Origin of the sequence: Janthinobacterium aestuarii, assembly GCF_051380835.1 — a bacterium.
Classification (GTDB): domain Bacteria; phylum Pseudomonadota; class Gammaproteobacteria; order Burkholderiales; family Burkholderiaceae_D; genus Janthinobacterium; species Janthinobacterium aestuarii.
Genome location: NZ_JBNYXU010000014.1, coordinates 54,380 through 73,409, shown reverse-complemented (window position 1 = coordinate 73,409; position 19,030 = coordinate 54,380). Strand labels below are relative to the sequence as shown.

Genomic DNA, 19,030 nt, shown 5'->3' with positions numbered 1-19,030 from the left:
ATCGCAGGCCGCAAGTCACGACGCGCAGTAGGTTCTGACAGGTGTCTCTAGTTTTGCGTCAAGAAAGTTTTCAGCTTGTCCGAACGCGAAGGCTGGCGCAGCTTGCTCATGGCTTTTGCCTCGATCTGGCGGATGCGCTCGCGCGTCACGTCGAACTGCTTGCCCACTTCTTCCAGTGTGTGGTCGTTCGACATTTCCACGCCGTAACGCATACGCAGCACTTTCGCTTCGCGCGGCGTCAGGGAGTCCAGCACTTCCTTGATCACGTTGCGCATCGATGCGTGCAGCGCGGCGTCCAGCGGCGCCAACGTCGTGTTGTCTTCGATGAAGTCGCCCAGTTGCGAATCGCCATCTTCGCCCATCGGCGTTTCCATGGAAATCGGCTCTTTCGCGATCTTCATGATTTCGCGCACCTTGTTTTCCGGCATTTCCATCTTGACTGCCAGGGTCGCCAGGTCCGGCTCGCTGCCCGTTTCCTGCATGATCTGGCGCGAGATGCGGTTCATCTTGTTGATCGTTTCGATCATGTGCACCGGCACGCGGATGGTGCGGGCCATGTCGGCGATCGAACGCGTGATCGCCTGGCGTATCCACCATGTGGCGTAGGTCGAGAACTTGTAGCCGCGGCGGTATTCGAACTTGTCGACGGCCTTCAGCAGACCGATGTTGCCTTCCTGGATCAGATCGAGGAATTGCAAGCCGCGGTTGATGTATTTCTTGGCGATCGAAATGACCAGACGCAAGTTGGCGACCGTCATTTCGCGTTTCGCGTGACGGGCACGCTTTTCGCCGGCAGCCATCTGCTTGTTGATCTTGCGCAAGTCAGCCAGCGGCAAGGCCACGCGCGCTTGCAGGTCGATCATTTTCTTTTGCAGTTCCTTGACGGCAGGCACGTTGCGGCTGAGGATGGCGCTGTACGGATACTTGCAATCGACTTCGCGGTCGACCCATTCCAGGTCGCATTCATTGCCTGGGAACACCTTGATGAAGTGGGCGCGCGGCATGCCGCATTTGTTCACGCACAGTTCCAGCACGGCGCGCTCGATGTGGCGCACTTCTTCCATCTGGCCGCGCAGGGTGTCGCACAGCTTTTCCACGACCTTGGCCGTGAAGCGGATGCCCAGCAATTCCTGCGAAATAGCTTCCTGCGCCTTGATGTAGGCTTTCGAGTTGTAACCCTCGGGCGCCTTGCGCATCTTGTCGTACTGCGTCGAAATGACGTTGAATTTCTCCAACGCATTCTTTTTCAGCTGAGCCAGTTGCTCGCTGGAGAAACCGGCCGCGCCGCCATTGGCGTCGCCGTCTTCTTCCTCGGCTTCTTCTTCCTCTTCCTCGTCGTCACCGCTGGCGGCGGCAGGCGCGGCGGCAGCGGCTGGCGCCGGGGCATTGCTTTCGTTCAGATCGACAAAGCCGTCGACCACTTCATCGACCTTGATTTCGTCGCGCGCGATTTTTTGCGACAGCGCGACGATTTCGCCGATCGTGGTCGGGCAGGCGGAAATGGCCTGGATCATGTCTTTCAGGCCGCCTTCGATGCGCTTGGCGATCTCAATCTCGCCTTCGCGCGTCAGCAGCGCCACGGCGCCCATTTCACGCATGTACATGCGCACGGGGTCGGTGGTGCGGCCAAAGTCGGAGTCGACGGTCGACAGGGCGGTCGCGGCAGCCGCTTCCACTTCATCGTCGCTGGTGACGGTGGCGACGTTGTCGGTCAACAACAGGCTTTCCGCGTCAGGGGCGCGCTCGTAGACGGCGATGCCCATGTCGTTGAAGGTGGCGATGATGCCTTCGATCGCTTCCGGATCGATGATGTTTTCCGGCAATTGGTCATTGATCTCGGCATAGGTGAGGAAACCGCGTTCCTTGCCCATGTTGATCAAGCCCGTGATCTGCTTGCGGCGGCGTTCCAAGTCCGCTGCCGATGCTTCCGGATCGCCCAATGCGTCCGCCAGGCCGCCCTTGGCCTTGCGGTCGCGCGCTTTCGACACGGCCTTCAGTTCGGCGCGCTCGACGGCGTTCAGTGCTGCCACTTCATCGTTTTCCGGCGTGAATTCGCTTGGTTTGCGGCCGCGGCGGCCTGGTACCTTGACGGTTGGCAGGAAGTAATTCGAGGTATCGATGGCGGCCAGGGCATCGGCGTCCGTGGTCTTGCTGACCACTTGCGCGCCGGTGATGATGGTCACGGGCGCCGCTTCCGGCTTGGCGCGCACGACTTTCGAACGGGCTGCCGTCACCACTTTATTCGTGGCGGCGCTTTCGCTGACCTTGCGCGGCGCGGCCGGGGCCTTGACGCCGGGGGCGATCTTCACGCTTGGCGTCTTCGCCGGGGCGGCTTCAGCGGCCTCGGTCACGTCGGCAACAGCCTCGGCGGCCGGCGCGCTGACGTCCGCTTCCGCAGCCGCATCGGCCGGTGGCACGGCGGCCAGGCGCGAGCGGCTTTTCTTCACCACGGTGACGACGGTCGGCGCCGTCGTGACGGTCGCTTCCGGATTCGCTTGCGCATTATCGATGAAGTAAGATAAAGTCGTTTTGGGTACGGCAAGTGGTGCCGCGGCTGGGCGTGGCGCCTTGGCGGACAACGTTAAAGTTTTTGGCGTATTCTTCATGAGATATCTCTTAATGCGAGACCAGATGGTGTCGGCGCGAAGTGAATGATTCCACCTAAGCCTGCGAAACCGGACTCGATGGAGCGTATTGTTGCGGCTGCCGTGTTAACGGCAGCGGCGCCTGTCTATCGGGACGTTCAAAGCCCGCGCATCCGTCATGCGGAGCGGCGGGGCCGAAGCCGGGTCAGATAAATAAGCGATGTACATTGCGGAATGAAAAAAAGCCCGTACCAGAACGGGCTTGAATCTATTGTTGTTCAGTGAAGACACAGCGGAGAGCAAGATTATGCACGAAGGCCAGTTATCTGGATAATTGATAAGCGGAATATCCGATATCAAAAATACTAATAGTGATGGCCTGTACCGCACTGCTCCTATCCCCTGCACACCTGAGCCAGACCGTCAAAAACAGGGTCCAGTCATCAGCGCAAGCCGACATTATACACATTTCCCGCATTTCGCGCTGTGCCCACTGTAGCGCGAAGCCGTTTATCGCAGGTCAAGTTGCCAAAAAAGACAATGCACTTGCCTGTGGCGCGTGCTATGCTCCCCTTTTATAGCCCAACCAATGATGTCGATGACCAGCTCCACGCCAGACCAGCAAGCCACCACTCCTGACACGCCAGTCGATGCAGCCCCAGCGGCGGCACCGGCCGCAGCGACCACGCCGGCACCTGCCGGCCTGACCGCGCGCGCCCTGCTGAAGCAGTTCCAGGAGCAATTCCCGCCATTCCGCGATTGCCTGCCCTTGTCGATCGGTATCGACAAGCAGATCCTGGCACGCCTGCCGGACCTGGACCGCAAGCTGATGCGCACGGCGCTGGGCATCCACACGGGTTCGCTGCGCTACCTGCGCGTGATGGAAAAAGCCAAGGTACGCTACGACCTCGACGGCACCGCCGGCGCGGAAGTGACGCAAACCCACCGCGACCACGCCACGCAAGTATTGCAGCAGCGCTTCAAGAAGGAAGCCGAGCGCAAGAAAGCCGAGCGCGATGCGGCGGCCGCCGAAGAAGCGAACCGTTTGCGCCTGGAAAAACTGAATCAGCTGACCGCGAAATTCTCGCGCAAAGGCTGATCCGGTTTCATGGACACAGCTGCCGCACCGCCACTCCCCCCGTATCAAGGCATCGCCCTCGAGCACGTCAAGCTGGTACGCACCAGCGATGATGCAAAAGCGGCCATGGCCGCCCTGCTGGCAGCGGACGCCATCGGCTTCGATACGGAATCGAAGCCGACGTTCGTCAAGGGCGAGTCTTCCACGGGACCGCATTTGATCCAACTGGCCACCGACGACATCGCCTACCTGTTCCAGGTGGGCAGCACGCCGGCGCCGGCGCTGGCCGAACTCAAAGCCATCCTCGAATCGACCACCACCCTGAAGGTGGGTTTTGGCCTGTCCGACGACGTCAAGCGTCTGCGCAACAAGCTCGGTATCGCCCCGGCCCAGGTGCTCGACCTGTCCGTCGCCCTGCGCGGCGGCCAGCGCAACGACCTGGGCGCGAAGACGGCCGTGGCCAAGTTCTTCGGCCTGCACCTGCAAAAATCGAAAAAGATCTCCACCACCAACTGGGCCACGTCGCGCCTGACGGAAAAGCAGATCCTGTACGCGGCCGACGATGCACAAGTGGCGCTGCGCGTATACCGCCGCTGGATCGCCGAAGGCGGTAAAGTGGCGCCGCAAAAAAACCCGCGCGCCAGCACGCCACCGGCCCCGCCGCCCGCCCCCGCCTGAAGCTGGCGCCTTCCTGCAGCATGAACAAGAACAAGTCCATCGGAACCACGCTTGAGGCGATCGCCGCCGCCGAACAGGCGCTGGGGCGTTCGCTGCCCGCGTCCTATGTGCAATGGTTGTTGGTAAACAATGGCCGTGCACTGGGTGCCTTGAGCGTATTTCCCGTCTACGACGCGGCCAATGCGCGCAAGACGTGGGAATCAATCGAGCGCCACTACAACACGGGCTGGCAGGAATGGCTGGAGAATGTGGGTGGCGGCAACGATGCCGCCAGCCTGCTGCCCTTTGCCCAGTTCGGCACGGGCGATTACTATTGTTTTGACTATGCGCAAACGGGGCCGGCCGGTGAACCGGTGGTCGTGCTGTGGTCGCACGAAACAGGCGCCACCGGCGCGGTGGCGCCCGACTATGCGTCATTCCTGATACTGCCCGGCCGTCCGGGCTGAACCCCGGCGGCCGGCGCAGCCTTATTTGACGAGACGCAAGGTCAGCGGATAGCGGTAAGTGATGCCATTGCTGGCCTTGACGGCCGCGACGATCGAGCACACCAGGTTGGCCAGCGCCACGATCCAGAACAGGAACAGGCCGATCAGCACGAACGACAGGATGAAGCAGGCGAAATACCAGATGATCAGGGTAATCTGGAAATTGAGCGCTTCGCGGGCGTTCTCGGCCGAGAATTTATCCGCATCATCTTTCTTGATCAAATAAATGATCAACGGCGCCACCCAACTGGTGAACAGGCCGCCAACGTGGGACAGAATGGCGATCGTCGTATCTTGCGTACGACCCACTTCCGGCTGCGTGTTATCCATTATCATTCCCATCATTAGTTATAGATACTTCAATATAACAGCAATATTTCCTTTTGGAATGAAACACTTGCTGGCGCAAGCACTTTTTTTGGCTATGTCACCGTCAGATGTGGGAATGCGCCCAGTGTTGCCTTCAATAATATTTCTGGAGAACGGATGCGCCCGGCATCGAGTATCCAGCGCCACCCCAGGTAGTTTGGCAGGTAGCGCGTCGCCACGCCGTGAAACGGGCCGAGCCATTGCCGCAGGCGGCTGTGATAAGCGTTGACGTTCTGCACGTGGGCGGCGCCCTGCACGCGAATGCCGGCGCGCAGGTTGACGGCCACGTGGCTAATACCCGCTTCCCTGGCGAAGGCCCGGTAGGTGGCATGACCATCGGTGACCAGCAGCACATCCTTGTCGATGACGGGCAACAAACAGTGGTGCAACTGCGCCTTGGTTAGCGCTCCTTTTCCCGTGACGAAATCGAGGGTCTGTCCCGTACGGTCGCGCGCCACCAGGATGCAGACCTGTTCGTTCGATATGCCGCGTTTATGGGCATGGCCGCCCCGGCGGCGGGGCGGACGCGTCATGTTTCTGGATCCCTTTTCCGATGCCAGCAGATATAACTCGTCGGCCTCGGCGATCCCGTGCAGACCATGCGGCCGGTCCGTCTTTGCCAGCGATAAAAACCGGTGACGCCAGCGAAACGAGGTGTTACGGTGCACGCCCAGTTGGCGCGCGGCCTTGCGCACGGAATCCGATGCCAGCAGACAATCGGCGTAATCGAGCCACAGCGATTTATGGCGCAAGCGCGCCAGTGGCGTGCCGGTGAGCGCATTGAAGGTGCGTCCGCAGGGAACGCAGCGGTAGCGCTGCAGACCGTGCGCGTGACCATGTCGGTGCAAGTGATGCGAGTGGCAGGCGGGACAGGTCAAGCGCGGCTGGGTCACACTTTCCAGCAACGCGACGGTCGCGTCGTGCGGCGCGTTGCCACGCAGCAGGACAATGCCTGCCTTCCGCTGGCGTCTGCTCAGGTGAGCAAACTGCGCGATAAGGCTTCTCCATTCGGCTGGCTGCATGATCTGCTCCCTGCGTAATCGGTATGCAGAGTCAGACAGCACAGCCACAGGAAGATTCCGGCATTTCCCCTACTTGTCGATGACAGAGCCCTTTTTTTCAGGCACCGCTTGCCGCCGCCTGCGCCAGCCGCCCCAGGGTGGCGATGGCCTCTTCCAGCTGCGGGCTCCACGGGTGGCCGTAATTGAGGCGAATGCAATGGCGAAATGCGCGCGTGGCGGAAAAAATGGGACCGGGCGCGATGCTGATGCCGGCCGCCAGCGCGCTGCGGTGCAAGGCCAGCGCATCGATACGGGCAGGCATCTCCACCCAGACGAAATAGCCGCCCTGCGGCCGCGTCACCCGCGTGCCGGGTGGAAAATGCACGGCGATGGCTTGCAGCATGGTGTTTTGCTGCGCCGCCAAGGTCAGCCGCAGCTGGCGCAAATGGCGGTCGTAGCCGCCCTGCGCCAGGTAATCGGCCAGCGCCATCTGCAGGGGAATGGGCGCCGACAGGCTGGTCGTCAGTTTCAGGCGCTCGACCTGGCGCGCATAGCGGCCCGCCACGGCCCAACCCAGGCGAAAGCCGGGGGCCAGGGTCTTGGAAAACGAGCTGCAATGCATCACCAAGCCCGCGCTGTCGTGGCTTTTCGTCAGACCCGGGCGCTGCCTGCCAAAGTACAGCTCGCCATATACGTCATCCTCGATCAGCGGCACGCCATGGCGCGCCAGCAATTCGACCAGCGCGCGCTTCTTTTCCGGCGGCATCAAGCTGCCCAGGGGATTCTGGAAACTCGTCATCAGCCAGCACGCCTTGGGCTGGTGGCGCTGCAACAGCTCTTCCAGCGCAGCCAGGTCGACGCCATCGCGGGGGCTGGTGGCAATTTCCACGGCCTTGAGTTCCAGCCGCTGCAGCGCCTGCAAACAGGCATAAAAGCTGGGCGACTCGATCAGCACCGTGTCGCCGGGCCGCGTGACGGCTTGCAGGCACAGGTTCAGCGCTTCCAGCGCGCCATTCGTGATGACGATGTCGTCGCTGGAAACGGGCACGCCGTCGAGCTGGTAGCGAAGGGCGATCTGGCGACGCAGCTCCGCATTGCCCAAGGACAAATCCGTGACGGTGCTCCACGGGTCGAGGCGGCGCATGCTGGCCGACACGGCCCGCGCCAGTCGTTCCAAGGGGAACAGATGCGGGCTGGGAAACGCCGAGCCGAAGGGCACGATATCGCGCGCGCCCACGGCGCCCAGCACCTCGAACACGAGGTCGCTGACGTCGACGGTGGTGCTGGCGGCCAGCGGATGGGAACTGTCCGGTTCGGGCGCCAGCGCGGCACGCTGCGGCGCCACGTAATAGCCGGAGCGGAGGCGCGAGACGATCATGCCGCGCGCTTCGAGCAAATAATAGGCCTGGAACACCGTCGACGGACTGACGCCCCTGCGCGCATGCTGCTGGCGCACGGACGGTAACTTATCGCCAGGCAGCAACAGCTGCGCGCTGATCATGGCGGCGACTTCTTCCGCCAACTCCTCATATCGTTTCAACCCTGCTCCTCAAACTGATCCGTAGTTTTATTGCACAACTGATCCTGTCACAGTGACAGCGCCCGGTATATGCTAGGCTCATAAAAATTAACCGGGCAGCAACACCGGCACACAATATCGACCGACGAGACAGGCTATTTTCCCATGCAACTCTCCATGCTACTGCATTCCCCCCTCGTGCTGGTGCTGACCCTCGCGCTGCCCGGCATGGCACTGGCCGCGCCCGCTGCCATCTCCGCCAGCCACGACAGCCTGGAGCAACGCATCAAGGCGTGCACGTCCTGCCATGCGCAACAGGAAAAGCACGACGCCTTCTTTCCCCGCATCGCCGGCAAGCCGGCCGGCTACCTGTACAACCAGCTGCTGAACTTTCGCGAGGGGCGGCGCCAGTATCCGCTGATGAACTACATGGTCGAACACTTGCCTGACGATTACCTGCGCGAAATTGCCGAGTATTTTGCGGCGCAGCACCCTGTCCCGCCGCCGGCCCAGCCCAGCGGCGCTGGCGCGGTCGCCCTGGCGCGGGGACAGCAACTGGTGCTGCGCGGTGACGCCGGCAAAAAAATTCCCGCCTGTATCGCCTGTCACGGCCAGCAGCTGGCCGGCGTGGCGCCCGCCATCCCCGGCTTGCTGGGCTTGCCGCGCGACTATATCAACGCCCAGCTGGGCGCGTGGAAGAACGGCGTCCGCCGCGCCCACTCTCCCGACTGCATGGCGCAAGTGGCGCAGCGCCTGTCGGACGCGGACGTGGGCGCCGTCTCGGCCTGGCTGGGTACGCAAGTGGCCAGCGTCGACGCGCGTCCCGCCAGCAGCATCGCCCTGCCCTTGCCGCTGCATTGCGGCGGCGTGCCTGGTTCCAGCGCGCAGGTGGCGCCATGAAAAAATGGATGTTCGCGCTGGCCGGCGTCGCCATCGTTGCGGTCGGCGCCAAAGTCCTCCTGTGGCCAGCGGACGACATGGGGCCGCCCGCCGTAGCCAGCACCCTGAGCCAGGATCAGCTGGTCGCGCGCGGCGCCTACCTGGCCAAGGCGGGCGACTGCATGGCTTGCCACACGACGCGGGGCGGCGTGCCCTACGCGGGCGGACGGGCCTTGCAGACGCCGTTCGGCAAGGTGCTCTCGCCCAACATCACGGCGGACAGGGAAACGGGCATCGGCAGCTGGACGGCCGACGATTTCTGGCGCGCCATCCACAACGGCAAGTCGAAAGATGGCCGGCTACTGTATCCGGCCTTCCCCTACACCAGCTACACCAAGGTGCAGCGCGAAGACAGCGACGCCCTGTACGCGTATTTCCAGAGCGTGCCGCCGCACAAGCAGCCGAACGCGCCGAACGCGCTGCGCTTTCCCTACAACCAGCAGATCGCGCTGGCCGCCTGGCGCGCCCTGTATTTCAAGCCGGGCGTGTACCAGCCGCTCACAAACAAAAGCATGGAATGGAACCGCGGCGCCTATCTGGTGCAAGGCCTGGGCCACTGCAGCGCCTGCCATAGCAGCCGCACCACCCTGGGCGGCAGCGACGACGGCCTGTCGGGCGGCCTGATCCCCGTGCTGGGCTGGTACGCGCCGTCGCTGACGTCGGATGCGGAAGCGGGTCTGGGCGACTGGGATACGGCGCATATCGTGGAATTGCTGCAAACGGGCGTATCGCCGCGCGCCACCGTCTTCGGCCCCATGGCCGAAGTCGTGCGGCAAAGCTTGCAGCACATGAGCAACGCCGACGTGCAGGCGATGGCCGTCTACCTGAAAAGCCTGCCCGGCCCCGCGCAGCCCGCACAACGGGCGCCGCGCGACACGTCGGAACAAGCCAGGCAGCAACTGGCGCTGGGCGCGAAACTGTATGAGGCGCAATGCGCGAGCTGCCACCAGGCCGACGGCAAGGGCGTGCCGCCCGGCTACCCGCCGCTGGCCGGCAACCGCGCGCTGACGACGCAGTCGGCCGTGAACGCCATCCGCCTCGTGCTCAACGGTGGCTTCGCGCCCGGCACCCGCGGCAACCCGCGTCCCTACGGCATGCCGCCGTTCGGCCCCGTCATGGATGACGCGGAAGTGGCAGCCGTGGTCACCTATCTGCGGGCGTCGTGGGGCAATGATGCGCCGGCGGTTTCTGCGCTGGAAGTCAATAAATACCGCAGCGTGCCGCTGGAATAGGAGACATGAAAAAGCCGGCTTGCGCCGGCTTTTTCATGAACCACAGTAATCCTCAGCGGAACTTGCTCTTGCGCCCCGTCTTCAAATCCAGCGCATAACGCACGCCATTGTCCGTCAGCATGACTTCATCGGGCGGCTCTTCGCCGGCCAGGGCGCCATCGATCAAAGGCAAGCCTTCGCCCTTGCGCATCAGGTCATCGCAGCGCTCGTACACGTTCGCGCAACCGGTGGATGCCATCAGCGATTGCACGATGGCCACTTTCCACGCGTCGACGCCGCCAGCGTTGAATTCGCAGATCAGATAGCCTTGCACGCCGCCAAACAGCTGCACCACCAGGCCCGGCAAGCCCTCGTCCTCGCCCTTGATCAGAGTCAGCAGCTGGTTTTCGCCCGCCTTCTTGATGGCTGGCAGTTTTTTCTCGATGGCGGCCTTGACCCTGCGCTTGATCAGCGCGTGGTCGACCGGTTCGTCTTCCTTGAAGCTCCAGATGCGCGCGCGGATCTGCGACTTCGAATTGTAGGCGGCGCGGGCGATGAACTGCTTCGAAGAGCTTTGCACGATGGCCGTCGAGCCGGGCTTCATTTTTTCCTGCGGCTTGCCTTCGACTTTTTCAATCGCGGATGCGTAAATCCACGATTGGCCCAGCAAGCTCTTTTCCTTGCCCTGTTTGATGGTGATGATCAGCATGTAATTCCAGTAGTGTGAGCGGCGCGTGCCGCTCGTCGTATGTCCAATACCGGCATGATACCTCATGCCATCCTGTCGCAGCCTCCTGCATTCCATGCCGCTGCTGGCGCAGTCTGTCGCAGGACGGTACGCAGACGCGGCCGGCTGGCATACCATGCTCTCATACCAATTCCAACAGGGAGCAAGAATGACACAGCCACTTTTCCACCGCCGCCACGCTAGCGCCGTGAGCGCCCTGCTGCTGGCCGCCTGCGCGCTGGCCCTCCCGGCCGCGCCGGCGCTGGCGTCGCCGCTTGACTGGATTTCCGGCAACAGCATCCAGGGTAGCGGCAAGCTGCAAAAGCAGGCGCGCGAAGTGGGCAGTTTCCATGCCGTGGCGCTGAACGTGCCGGGCACGGTCGAACTGCGCATCGGCAACACGGACAGCGTCACGATCGAAGCGGACGACAATATCCTGCCGCTGATCGACACGGCCGTGGAAAACGGCACCCTGCGCATCCGCCCCGCCAAGCGCAACGCCAACTTCCGCCAGAGCAGCCTGACCATCGTCATCCAGGCGCGCCAGGTGGAGCGCGTCAGCGTGGGCGGCTCGGGCAACATCACGGCAACGGGCTTGCGCGCCGAGAACCTGCGCTTCGACGTGGGCGGTTCCGGTTCCATCCACGCGCGCGACCTCGACAGCCGTCAGGTTTCCATCGCCATCGGCGGCAGCGGCAGCTTCAAGGCCAGCGGCAAGACGGAGCAGCTGACGGCATCGATCGGCGGCTCCGGCAATATCGAGGCGGGCCGCCTGGCCGCGCGCGAGGTGCAGGTGAGCATCGGCGGCTCTGGCGAAGCCACCGTGTGGGCCAAGCAAGACTTGGCCATCAGCATCGGCGGTTCGGGCGAAGTGAGCTACTACGGCGATCCGCGCATCAGCCGCAGCATGCAGCGTTCGAGCAGCATCCGCCGCCTGGGCGCAGCACCGAATTGATCAATCACAATGAGAAAAACCCGGATCGCTCCGGGCTTTTTGCATTTCAAACAGTCAAATCAGCGGGCCGGCTTGACCGGTTCGCGGTCGATCAAGACCGTGTTGACGCTGTCCGTCAGCCAGATCTGGCCATCCTGGATCGTGCATTGCAGCTGCATCGTGCGCTGCGCCAGCTTGCTCATGTCTTGCGCCGCCTCGGATGGCAGGTTGATCACGGTCAAGTTCTTCGCCCGCTCCAGCTTGTTGGCGATCTGCTTCCACCAGATGTGGCTCGTTGCGCCATAGCTGTAAACGATGACCTGTTCCGAACGGCCGCACGCCTTGAGGATGCGCTTTTCGTCGGGCTGGCCCACTTCGATCCACAGCTGGATGGCACCCGTCAAGTCTTTCTGCCACAGGTCGGGCTCTTCCGTGTCGAACAGGCCCTTGGTGAACGTCAGCGCCTCGTCGGCATGGATGGCAAACGCCAGCAGGCGCACCATCATGCGCTCGTCCGTTTCGGACGGGTGGCGTGCCAGGGTCAGCGCGTGATCCTGGTAGTAATTGCGGTCCATGTCGGCGATCTGCAGATCGGCTTTGAAAATTGTTGCTTTAAGGGCCATCGTGTTTCTGTCTCGGTAAAGTGAATAGTGAAGTCGGTATCAGCGGAAAACCACCGTCTTGTCGCCATTTTTCAGGATGCGGTGCTCGACGAACCATTTCACGGCGCGCGCCAGCACCACGCACTCGACGTCGCGGCCGATGGCCGTCAGGGTGTCCGCATCCATCGCATGGTCGACGCGCTCGACGTCCTGCTCGATGATCGGGCCTTCGTCCAGGTCGCCCGTGACGAAATGGGCCGTCGCGCCGATCAGCTTGACGCCGCGGTGATGCGCCTGCGCATACGGCTTGGCGCCCTTGAAGCTGGGCAGGAAGGAATGGTGGATATTGATGGCGCGGCCATCAAGCGCCTGGCACAGGCCCGGCGACAGGATTTGCATGTAGCGCGCCAGCACCACCAGGTCGATCTTGTGCGTGTCCATCAGGTCGATGATCTTCGCTTCCTGCGCCAGCTTGGCCGCTTCCGGCGCGCCGGTGGCCAGCGGCAGGTGGTGGAAGGGAATATTGTAGCTGGCCGCCAGCTGGTAGAACTCCATGTGGTTCGACACGATGGCGGGAATTTCCACGTTCAGCAAGCCGCTCTTGTAGCGGAACAGCAAATCGTTCAGGCAATGGCCGATCTTCGACACCATCAGCATGACGCGCGGCTTGACGCGCGCATCGTGCAATTGGCCATGGAAGGCGCCGTTCAACTGCATGGCTTGCGACAAGTCGGCGAAGTCGCTGCGCAACTGGGCGTCGCTGACGGCGCCGTCTTCCAGCGCGAAATGCACGCGCATGAAGAACAGCTGGGATTCCTGGTCGCCGAATTGGGCGGAATCGAGGATGTTGCAGCCGTGTTCGGCCAGGAAGCCGGAGACGCGGTGCACGATGCCGCGCTGGTCCAGGCAGGACAGGGTCAGGATGTATTCGGGATGCGTCATGGTCGCGGAATCAGGTAAAAAGTAAGGCGATGCTCGGCTCAGCCACGCGCGCCGGCCATCGGCTGCGCTGCCGCGAGCCGGCTATTGTCGCACGGCCGGGCCTGTAAACATGCATTTTCCACACAAGCGGCATGGCTGCTGGCGGCGGCGAGCCGATTGACGTTCATTTGATCTGGCACAAAGTCGCCGCGTTTTTCCACCTGCCAGCCCCCATTCTCGCGTCAAACCGGCATCAGGCGTGGAACCTGACACGCCATTGGGCGTCTATCTCTTTGCTTGTTTCACCATACGTCGCACCCGGTGCACCGGGTGTTTCCCGGATCAGTTTTTCATTGAGGTAGAACATGTTCCCAAACAGTATTTCCCCCAGTCTCAGCCCCGCCCTGAAGTCCCATCTCGAGGCCCAGTGCAATTTCGCCACGGAACTATCGCGCAAGATGTTCGATACGGTGCAGCAATTGAGCGAGCTGCATCTGCGGCTGGCGCAAGACCTGCTGCAAGAATGGAGCAGCGCCAGCCAGCAACTGCTGTGCGCGCGCGACACAGGCGAGTTCATGTCGATGGCCGCCGGCCAGTTGCAGCCAAGCGGCAACAAGCTGCGCCAGTACCAGCAGCAACTCGGCAATCTCGTCGCCAACGCCAATGTTGAAATGAACCGCACTGCAGAGAATCACCTGCCCGAAGCGGGCCGCACGGCCGTGGCCTTCGCTGACGAATTAGTGCGCAAGACGGCAGAAGAAACGGAAAAAGCCACGCAGCGTCAGCGTGAAATGATTGAAAAAATGCATGCCACGGGCCACCGCAACGGCTCGGGCAGCAGCCGCGATACCAGCAGGCAATCCGAGCAGGCGCATTGAGCGTCTGCATTGACCACTTGACCCCACTCGACAGCAAGGAGAGCGACATGGCTAGCAATCAAGGAAATGAACAGGGCAAAGGCACTGGCAGCAGCCAGAAAACCAGCGAATCGGGCAGCGCCAAAGGCACGAGCAAACGCGGTTTTGCCGCCATGAATGAGGAGCAGCAACGCGAAATTGCCAGCAAGGGCGGCCAGGCAGCCCATCAAAAGGGCACGGCGCATGAATTCGATTCGGAGGAAGCGCGCCGGGCCGGGCAGAAAGGCGGCGAAGCCGTCAGCCGCAACCGCGAACACATGGCGGAAATCGGCCGCAAAGGCGGCGAAAGCCGGCAATCGGCCCAGCGCGTCAATGAAAGCCGCAGCACGGCGGCGCGCAGCGGCAGCACTGGCCGGCAAGGCGGCAAGGACGAAGACGACAAGGGCTGACCGGGGCTGGCGCGAATGGCCGGGCTGAGCGGCTTGGCCCGGCAGTGCGCGGCTTGACGCAGGAAGGCACGGGGCGGCCCTGGCGGTCCTGTGCAAGCCATGGCGCAGCGCGGGGCGCGGTGGTATGGTACATTCTCGCCTTACCGACACCTCCGCGCCACGCCCCGCCCTTCCCCGCATGCAGCCATCCCTGAAATACCTGAGCGCCTATTCCGAACAAACGCAGGCGCAAGTGCAGCAACTGATCGCGCAAGACAAGCTGGGCGACGTCCTGTTGAAACGCTATCCGAACGCGCACGATGTGCGCAACGACAAGTCGCTGTACCAGTACGTGCAGGATTTGAAGAATGAATTCCTGCGCAATGCCGAGCCCATCAACAAAGTGGCGTTCGACAGCAAGATCCATGTGATCCAGCATGCGCTGGGCTTGCATACCTCGATCTCGCGCGTGCAGGGCGGCAAGCTCAAGGCCAAGCATGAAATCCGTGTGGCCACCATGTTCAAGGAAGTGCCGCTGGAATTCCTGCGCATGATTGCCGTGCACGAACTGGCGCACGTCAAGGAAAAGCAGCACGACAAGGCGTTCTACAAGCTGTGCACGTATATGGAACCGCAGTACCACCAGTACGAATTCGACGTGCGCCTGTACCTGACCCAGCTCGACCTGTCAGGCCAGCGCCTGTGGTCATGAAGTCCTGATCGTAAAGTCCTGGTCATGAGGTCAGGGTAATGAAGTCCAGGGTGATGAAGTCCAGGGAAAGTCACGCTCATGGGGTCCAAGTAACAATGTCGTCCAGCATCAACTGGACGGCATTGTTCGTGTGCGCTGGTTCGTCAGCATGGCCGCCCCGTAAAACGGGCGGCTTTTCACATGCGCGCCGGCATGACCGGCACCATGTTCAAGCTCAGGCGGCGTTCTTGCGGCGAAGCATGAAGCCCAGCAGGCCCAGACCGCCCAGCAGCATGCCGTAGGTGGCCGGTTCCGGCACGGCGCTGACAGTGGCGGCGATATTGTCGACCTGGAAGGTGTGCAGAGCGCCTTCCTTCCACGTTGCCGACAGCAGATTGCTGAAACCCGTAAACGTGTAATCGGCAAAAGTGTGGCCGCCACCGAGGGTGAAGGTCTGGGTCACCGTGCCGCCGCCCACCTGGTGGCCGACGAACGTCACATCAAAGGAACCGGGAAAGCTCACGAAGTCGGCCAGGCTGATCGAGCTCAGCGAGAAGGCGGCGCCATCGGCACGGCTCAGGGTCGTCGTCGACAGGGGTGTCGCACCGAGACCGGCCGAGCCGGCATAGGCGAAGCTATCCTGATGTGCCGAGCTCAGCAGCCCGAGGAAGCTGCTGTCGAAGTTATAGCCGCTTTCGGAGTAGGAATTGAACACGGAACCGAAGTAGCCCGGTTGTTCCAGCGAATCGAAGCCGATGGTGGTGGTTTCTGCGTGGGCACCGCCAGCGGCAGCGAGAATGGCAGCGACAGCGGTCGCTCGCAAGAGGGTCATAGGTTTCAAAATAGCATCCTTTCGAGATGAAGAAGTAGCGTGGTTGTGGCAACTTGAAACGGCTCGGCACTTTTTTTGGGGAGTCTGTACAACGCTCGTCGGTGTCCGATATTCCTAACGTTTGAACCCTGACAGTAGACCACAGCCATGATTAAAAATCATCTTCATTTTCAAAAAAACATGCCTACAGAGCAATTTTATAGCCATATTTTTATTAATTAAGTCATTCAGCCCGATCAATTTTCCCGTGCAGAAATAAAAAAGCCATGCAGTTCAGCACCGCATGGCTCTTTCAGGCGACAGAAAAAATAGTTGATCGGCGGCGCACGCACGGCCAGGCAAACATGGTCTCTTACGGCGCGCACTCCTTCAGGCGCTGTAGCAGCGCTGCCGGATCGGCGTCGGCATTGAGGAATGCCGCGTGCTGCGGGCGGATGAAACCCTGTTCCTTGCCGTTTTGCACGAAAGCGATCAAGCCATCGTAGAAGCGGTCGACATTGAGCAGGCCGATGGGCTTGGCGTGCAAGCCCAGCTGGGCCCACGTCAGCATCTCGAACAGTTCTTCCAGGGTGCCATAGCCGCCGGGCATGGCGATGAAGGCGTCGGACAGGCTGGCCATCATCGCCTTGCGCTCATGCATGTCCTTCACGATGAACTGGCGCGTCAGGCCCATGTGGCCCACTTCGCGCTCGACCAGCTGGGTGGGAATCACGCCCGTCACCTCGCCACCCAGGCGCAGCACTTCATCGGCGATCACGCCCATCAGGCCCACCTTGCCGCCGCCATACACGAGCGAAATATTTTCCGCCACCAGCACGCGCGCCAGTGCGCGCGCCGCCACGGCATAGTCCGGCGAAACGCCCGCGTTGGCGCCACAGTACACACATAAAGCCTTGATCACAGTAATCCCTACCCTTTCAATTCATCAATTGCCGCCTCGACTTCGAGGCGTTCCTTGGCGTCCAATGCCACGCACTCGGCCGCTTTTTCATACAGGGCCAGCGCTTCCGCCAGCTTTTTCTTTCCGTCGAGCATGTTCAACGCACGCGCATATTCGCTGTGCGCCAGCGCCGAATATGGCGTCAGGGCCAGCGCCGTCTTGAAGTGCTGGTAGCCGTCCTCCTTGTTGGCGCCGTAGGTCAAGCTGCCTATCATGGCGCCGACCTTGTCGATAATTTCCGTATGATAAATCCCAAACGCGATATGCGCTTCCGCATGCATGGGCGCTACCGTCATCGTGCGGTCCAAGCTGTTGCGCACGCGCGCGCCCATGCCCTGCGCCAGTGCCTTGACGACGGACGTGCCCAGCGCGTAGCGGCCCAGGCTGTAGGCATGCCAGTAGTAGCCGGCCGGATTGTCAGGCTGCTCGCTCTGCTGGCGCTCGCAGCGCTCGGCCACTTCCTCGTACATGTCGAGTTTCTGGCTGTCGTTTCCTTCCAGGTGCGTGGCATAGATGCAGGTGGCCTTGTGCGCCACCGCATAGCCGGGCACACCGACGGCCAGGCCCAGCTTCACGGCGCGCTCGAAGTCGCCCGCATGGAAAGCCAGCCAGGCTTGCAGCAGCGCAGGGTGCGTGGGAAACGGTTCCACATCGCCCGCATGCAGGCGCGGCCAGGCCGCTTCCAGGGTTTGCGGCGTGTAGACATATGCTTCGTCCGGATAAGGGAATTGTTTCCAAGCCATATCTCTCTCCTGTAATTGACGACGTGGCGCCAGCAGCCGCGTCAGTCGTTCTTGAGTTTGGTCACATACTCTTCCGACAGTTTGCGAAACAGCAAATGCGTTTCATTGCGCAAATACGGCCCGATCAGGGACAGCACCTGGTAGCAGCCGCGCGCCAGCGCATCGGACATCGATTGCTGCTCGCTGTACTTGCGCGGGTTGCGCACGTACTCGTACGACAGCCAGTAGGTGGCGACGACCACCATATTCGTCGCCATGGCAGCAACTTCCATGTCCGACGCTTCGAGCGACTGTTCGCTGCGCAAGTCTTCGCACAGCTGCGTGGCCACCTTGATCTTGTGCGCCAGGATCAGTTTGAAGTGCAGTTCCAGCTTGCGGTTGCGCGACAGCAAATCGTTGAGGTCGCGATAGAAAAAGCGGTAGCGCCAGATCAGCTCGAACATCAGGTGCAGGTACAGCCAGACGTCCTCGATATTCGAACGGCGCCCGTCGGGCACGGTCAGGATGCGTTCGATTTCCGCCTCGAACTGGACGAAGATCGAGTTGACGATATCGTCCTTGTTACGGAAGTGGTAATACAGGTTTCCCGGCGAAATGTTCATCTCTTCCGCAATCACGGTCGTCGTGATATTCGGCTCACCAAACTCATTGAACAGGCGCAGCGACAACTCCAGGATGCGTTCGCGGGTACGGCGTGGTGCTTTTTGTAGCATGGCGGGCAATCTCTCTGTGTTCTGCCTCAAGCATACCACCTAAGATAGTCGTAATGAAACACTGCGCCCGCTGGCGCCGGCGAAAACCGCAGGCAAAAAAAAGCCTGCGCGAGCAGGCTGGAGACATGCGGCGCCAGCTCAGGCGACTGGCGCTTTTTTCTTCGCCGCCGGCCTCGCGGCGGGTTTGCTCACCGCTTTGCTCGCGGGCTTGGCCGGCGCCTTGGCGGCAGCCGCTTTCGGTGCAGTTTTTGGTACGGCTTTCGATGCGACTTTTGGCGCCGCCTTCACGGCAGGCTTGGCCGCCACCTTCGGCTTGGCCGCCGGCGCGGGCTTGGCCGACAGCGCCGCCACTTGCCGGCTCAAGGCATCGATCTGCGCGTGCAGCGCGGCGATGTCCTGCTGCGTGGGCACGCCGATGGTGGCCAGTGCGCGCGCCACGCGCTCTTCGAACACTTGCTCCAGCTTGTCCCAGGAGCCGCTGGCCTGCTTGCCCACGCCATCGGCCAGTTTGCCGACGCTGCCGCTGACGTCCGCCACCTTGTCTTCGGCCCGTTTCTGGAATTCCGTGCCTTCCTTCACCAGCCTGGAAAACACGCGTCCGCCCTCTTCCTGCGCCTTCGCAAAAGCGCCGAGGCCCGCTTGCCAGATCTGCTGCGCCGACGAGCGCACGGTGCTCGCCAATTCCGTGTCTTCCGTCAGCTCCTTCAATTTCTTCGCCATCGCCAGCTCCCGTCATGTGAAAGGCCATGCCACTTCATGGATGCGTTTTATTCTAGA

At 61.9% G+C, this 19,030-nt stretch carries 21 protein-coding genes; 9 read left to right on the top strand and 12 right to left on the bottom strand.

From position 1 onward, the window contains the following. Positions 1-47 precede the first annotated feature (47 nt). A complete protein-coding gene (gene rpoD, locus ACQ4WO_RS27430) occupies positions 48-2,606 on the bottom strand; it encodes an RNA polymerase sigma factor RpoD (RefSeq protein ID WP_436484049.1) in 2,559 nt (852 codons plus the stop codon). Between the two features lie 568 nt (positions 2,607-3,174). On the opposite strand from rpoD, the gene ACQ4WO_RS27425 reads away from it, so the two are divergent. Genes ACQ4WO_RS27425 through ACQ4WO_RS27415 form a run of 3 tightly spaced genes read left to right on the top strand, consistent with a single transcriptional unit; the run spans position 3,175 to position 4,787 of the window. After that, positions 3,175-3,684: a ProQ/FINO family protein gene (locus ACQ4WO_RS27425; RefSeq protein ID WP_034758713.1), complete on the top strand. Its 510-nt coding sequence runs from the start codon at positions 3,175-3,177 to the stop codon at positions 3,682-3,684. 9 nt (positions 3,685-3,693) lie between these two features. Beyond that, a complete protein-coding gene (locus tag ACQ4WO_RS27420; protein WP_436484048.1) occupies positions 3,694-4,341 on the top strand; it encodes a 3'-5' exonuclease in 648 nt (215 codons plus the stop codon). A gap of 20 nt (positions 4,342-4,361) precedes the next feature. Continuing rightward, on the top strand, positions 4,362-4,787 hold the full coding sequence (locus ACQ4WO_RS27415; RefSeq protein ID WP_436484047.1) for an SMI1/KNR4 family protein: 426 nt from the start codon (positions 4,362-4,364) through the stop codon (positions 4,785-4,787). 21 nt (positions 4,788-4,808) lie between these two features. On the opposite strand, the gene ACQ4WO_RS27410 is transcribed toward ACQ4WO_RS27415, so the two are convergent. The 3 genes from ACQ4WO_RS27410 to ACQ4WO_RS27400 form a co-directional block, all read right to left on the bottom strand. Then, positions 4,809-5,156 (bottom strand): DUF4870 domain-containing protein, encoded by a 348-nt coding sequence (locus ACQ4WO_RS27410; protein ID WP_139090962.1) that lies wholly within the window; start codon positions 5,154-5,156, stop codon positions 4,809-4,811. Positions 5,157-5,248: 92 nt separating this feature from the next. After that, positions 5,249-6,217 carry an IS1595 family transposase gene (locus ACQ4WO_RS27405; RefSeq protein WP_436484046.1) on the bottom strand — a complete coding sequence of 323 codons (969 nt, stop codon included), beginning with the start codon at positions 6,215-6,217 and terminating at the stop codon, positions 5,249-5,251. A gap of 97 nt (positions 6,218-6,314) precedes the next feature. Continuing rightward, complete coding sequence (locus tag ACQ4WO_RS27400) at positions 6,315-7,736, bottom strand: aminotransferase-like domain-containing protein (RefSeq protein ID WP_436484045.1); 1,422 nt, start codon at positions 7,734-7,736, stop codon at positions 6,315-6,317. A gap of 156 nt (positions 7,737-7,892) precedes the next feature. Here ACQ4WO_RS27400 and ACQ4WO_RS27395 point away from each other — a divergent pair, with 156 nt between their 5' ends. Continuing rightward, positions 7,893-8,615 (top strand): c-type cytochrome, encoded by a 723-nt coding sequence (locus tag ACQ4WO_RS27395; RefSeq protein ID WP_436484044.1) that lies wholly within the window; start codon positions 7,893-7,895, stop codon positions 8,613-8,615. Then, entirely contained in the window at positions 8,612-9,886 is a 1,275-nt protein-coding gene (locus ACQ4WO_RS27390) for a c-type cytochrome (protein ID WP_436484043.1), read from the top strand. Before ACQ4WO_RS27395 ends, ACQ4WO_RS27390 begins: the two co-directional genes overlap by 4 nt. 52 nt (positions 9,887-9,938) lie before the next feature. On the opposite strand, the gene ACQ4WO_RS27385 is transcribed toward ACQ4WO_RS27390, so the two are convergent. Then, the gene (locus ACQ4WO_RS27385; protein ID WP_436484042.1) at positions 9,939-10,574 is read right to left on the bottom strand and encodes a class I SAM-dependent rRNA methyltransferase; all 636 of its coding nucleotides are present in this window, start codon (positions 10,572-10,574) and stop codon (positions 9,939-9,941) included. Between the two features lie 187 nt (positions 10,575-10,761). On the opposite strand from ACQ4WO_RS27385, the gene ACQ4WO_RS27380 reads away from it, so the two are divergent. After that, complete coding sequence (locus tag ACQ4WO_RS27380) at positions 10,762-11,547, top strand: head GIN domain-containing protein (RefSeq protein ID WP_436484041.1); 786 nt, start codon at positions 10,762-10,764, stop codon at positions 11,545-11,547. 59 nt (positions 11,548-11,606) lie between these two features. On the opposite strand, the gene ACQ4WO_RS27375 is transcribed toward ACQ4WO_RS27380, so the two are convergent. Together ACQ4WO_RS27375 and purU are read right to left on the bottom strand one after the other, a co-directional pair. Further along, the gene (locus ACQ4WO_RS27375) at positions 11,607-12,149 is read right to left on the bottom strand and encodes a YaeQ family protein (protein WP_070291303.1); all 543 of its coding nucleotides are present in this window, start codon (positions 12,147-12,149) and stop codon (positions 11,607-11,609) included. Between the two features lie 39 nt (positions 12,150-12,188). Next, a complete protein-coding gene (gene purU / locus ACQ4WO_RS27370; protein WP_436484040.1) occupies positions 12,189-13,070 on the bottom strand; it encodes a formyltetrahydrofolate deformylase in 882 nt (293 codons plus the stop codon). A gap of 344 nt (positions 13,071-13,414) precedes the next feature. Here purU and ACQ4WO_RS27365 point away from each other — a divergent pair, with 344 nt between their 5' ends. From ACQ4WO_RS27365 to ACQ4WO_RS27355, 3 genes are all read left to right on the top strand, one after another. Next, positions 13,415-13,927 carry a phasin family protein gene (locus ACQ4WO_RS27365; protein WP_139090957.1) on the top strand — a complete coding sequence of 171 codons (513 nt, stop codon included), beginning with the start codon at positions 13,415-13,417 and terminating at the stop codon, positions 13,925-13,927. A 47-nt stretch (positions 13,928-13,974) separates the two neighbouring features. After that, complete coding sequence (locus tag ACQ4WO_RS27360; RefSeq protein ID WP_436484039.1) at positions 13,975-14,355, top strand: KGG domain-containing protein; 381 nt, start codon at positions 13,975-13,977, stop codon at positions 14,353-14,355. A gap of 178 nt (positions 14,356-14,533) precedes the next feature. Further along, a complete protein-coding gene (locus tag ACQ4WO_RS27355) occupies positions 14,534-15,046 on the top strand; it encodes a YgjP-like metallopeptidase domain-containing protein (protein WP_072456536.1) in 513 nt (170 codons plus the stop codon). 214 nt (positions 15,047-15,260) lie between these two features. Here ACQ4WO_RS27355 and ACQ4WO_RS27350 read toward each other — a convergent pair whose 3' ends face one another. The 5 genes from ACQ4WO_RS27350 to ACQ4WO_RS27330 form a co-directional block, all read right to left on the bottom strand. Then, complete coding sequence (locus ACQ4WO_RS27350; protein WP_436484038.1) at positions 15,261-15,857, bottom strand: PEP-CTERM sorting domain-containing protein; 597 nt, start codon at positions 15,855-15,857, stop codon at positions 15,261-15,263. 352 nt (positions 15,858-16,209) lie between these two features. Further along, positions 16,210-16,755, bottom strand: a complete 546-nt coding sequence (locus tag ACQ4WO_RS27345; protein WP_436484075.1) for an LOG family protein — start codon at positions 16,753-16,755, stop codon at positions 16,210-16,212. Between the two features lie 11 nt (positions 16,756-16,766). Next, complete coding sequence (locus ACQ4WO_RS27340) at positions 16,767-17,540, bottom strand: tetratricopeptide repeat protein (protein ID WP_034758773.1); 774 nt, start codon at positions 17,538-17,540, stop codon at positions 16,767-16,769. A 41-nt stretch (positions 17,541-17,581) separates the two neighbouring features. Further along, positions 17,582-18,253 (bottom strand): TetR/AcrR family transcriptional regulator, encoded by a 672-nt coding sequence (locus tag ACQ4WO_RS27335; RefSeq protein ID WP_034758777.1) that lies wholly within the window; start codon positions 18,251-18,253, stop codon positions 17,582-17,584. A gap of 138 nt (positions 18,254-18,391) precedes the next feature. Further along, positions 18,392-18,973, bottom strand: a complete 582-nt coding sequence (locus ACQ4WO_RS27330; protein ID WP_436484037.1) for a phasin family protein — start codon at positions 18,971-18,973, stop codon at positions 18,392-18,394. Positions 18,974-19,030: the final 57 nt, after the last annotated feature.